Consider the following 1,465-nt stretch of genomic DNA (forward strand, 5'->3'; position numbering starts at 1 on the left):
CCGGGGCACCGGACCTTCCGAGCCCGAGGTCAATGCGCGGACCGTGCAGGGCGGCGAGGGTCCCGAAGGTCTCGGCGATCTGCAGCCCGCGCACGTTGCCGACGAGGGTCGCCGCGCTGCCGACCCGGATCGAGGAGGTAGTAGCGGCCACGGCACCGATCACGACGGTCGGCGCGCTGCCGGCGACCCCGGGGTTGAGGTGGTGCTCGGCGAGCCAGTACCGGGCGTACCCGGCACGTTCGGCGCGCTGGGCGAGGTCGACGGTGGCGTGCAGTGCCGCCGCGGCAGTGGAACCACTGCTGACCGGGACGAGGTCGAGGACCGAGAGCGGGACGGCGCTCATGCCGTGGCCGCCTGCCGGTCGCGGACCCGATCGGGCAGCCCGAGGTTCTGGCGGAGCGTCGTGCCCTCGTCGTGGGAGTCCCGGTACACCCCGCGTTCCTGCAGGAGCGGTACCACCCGGTCCACGAACTCGTCGAGACCGTGCGGGTTGGTGTGCGGCACGACGACGAAGCCGTCCGTTGCACCGGCCTGCACGAAGCGGTCGATCTCCGCCGCCAGGTGCTCCGGTGTCCCCACGAACCCGCCCCGGGTCGACACCTCGATCACGAGGTCCCGGGTCGAGAGGTGGTCGCTCGCGGCACGCGCGCGCCACGCAGCGACGGTGCTGCGCGGGTCCCGGAGGTGTCGCACGCGCCCTCGGGTGATCGCGTCGGCGTCCACGTCCGGTTCGACGTCGGGCAGCGGGCCGTCGACGTCGTGGCCGGAGAGGTCGCGGTTCCAGACCTGCTCGAGGAACGCGATCGCCGTGGCGGGGCTGACCTGTGCACGACGGATCGCGCGCGAGCGCTCCTGGGCCTCCTCCGCGGTGTCGCCGATGGTGAACGTGGCGCCCGGGAGGATGAGCAGCTCGTCCCGGCTCCGGCCGTGCCGCGCGAGCCGCGCCGTGACGTCGTCCGAGAACGCCCTCGCGTCGTCGAACTCGGTGTGCAGCGAGAAGATCACCTCGGCGTGCGCGGCGGCGAGGTCGCGACCCTCGTCGGAGTCGCCCGCCTGCACGATGACGGGGTGCCCCTGTGGGCTGCGCGGCACCGGGAAGGTCCCGGTGACGTCGAACTGGGGTCCGTGGTGGTCGACGTCCCGGATGCGCGAACGGTCCACGTAGGTGCCTGACGCGGGATCGGCGACGACGGCGTCCGGCTCCCATGAGTCCCAGGCCTCGCGGGACAGCTCGATGAACTCGGCTGCGCGCGTGTAGCGGTCCGCGTGGTCGAGGAAGCCCCCGCGGCGGAAGTTGGCGCCGTGGAACGCGTCGGAGCTCGTCACGACGTTCCAGCCGGCGCGCCCGTCGGTCAGGTGGTCGAGCGTCGCGAGCTGCTTCGCCAGTTCCAGCGGCTCGTTGAACGTCGTCTGCAGGGTCCCGACCAGACCGATGTGCTCCGGACCCCGGCCAGGGCGCGAGGTC

At 73.0% G+C, this 1,465-nt stretch carries 2 protein-coding genes; both read right to left on the reverse strand.

Annotation, left to right across the window (positions count from 1 at the left end):
* Positions 1 to 343, reverse strand: a 343-nt coding sequence (locus I59_RS06205) for an LLM class flavin-dependent oxidoreductase (RefSeq protein WP_031273101.1), incomplete at its 3' end; no start/stop codon positions are given.
* The coding region (locus I59_RS06210; RefSeq protein WP_022903122.1) for an NtaA/DmoA family FMN-dependent monooxygenase at positions 340 to 1,465 on the reverse strand (1,126 nt) is incomplete at its 5' end. The genes I59_RS06205 and I59_RS06210, both read right to left, overlap by 4 nt.

Source organism: Curtobacterium sp. B8 (assembly GCF_000333315.1).
Taxonomy (GTDB): domain Bacteria; phylum Actinomycetota; class Actinomycetes; order Actinomycetales; family Microbacteriaceae; genus Curtobacterium; species Curtobacterium luteum.